Origin of the sequence: Streptococcus sp. KR, assembly GCF_002238115.1 — a bacterium.
GTDB lineage: Bacteria > Bacillota > Bacilli > Lactobacillales > Streptococcaceae > Streptococcus.
This window is the reverse complement of sequence record NZ_NGVM01000147.1, coordinates 1-452: the sequence shown is the minus strand read 5'-3', so window position 1 is coordinate 452 and position 452 is coordinate 1. Positions and strand designations below refer to the sequence as shown.

Genomic DNA, 452 nt, shown 5'->3' with positions numbered 1-452 from the left:
TATTCGAGACAATAATATTCATGAATATTCAAAGAACGGTCGAGCCTTACTCTTTAGTGAACAGCAGAAAGCACGCATAATTAAAGGCATTAAGAGTAGTGACGTTCATTCTATGAACGAACAAAAAAACGATTCTAATTTAAGTGATAAAGAATTAATATCAGTCTTAAAAAATGAATTGGAACAAAAGAATAAAGAGATAGACAGATTTCAAAAATTATTAGATCAACAACAACAATTAAATTTAAGCAGTCAGAAATTACTTGAAAATCAAAAGTCAGAACAAAATATCAAGAATGACACCACACAAAGCCCTAATATGCGTTCTAAGGGAGATAGCAATGATTCAGATACAAATATAAGCAAGCAAAATGAAAAGCCCTCTGATGAAACGAGAGAGAGCTTTTGGAAACGGTTATTTAGATAGGTTGTGAATATTTTTCGAGTAGTAT

Annotated in this window: 1 protein-coding gene; it reads left to right on the top strand. The window is 31.0% G+C overall.

Annotated elements, in window-relative coordinates; all coding sequences use genetic code 11:
- On the top strand, positions 1-427 hold a 427-nt coding region (locus CBI42_RS11330; protein WP_094753984.1), incomplete at its 5' end, for a replication protein B.
- Positions 428-452 lie beyond the last annotated feature (25 nt).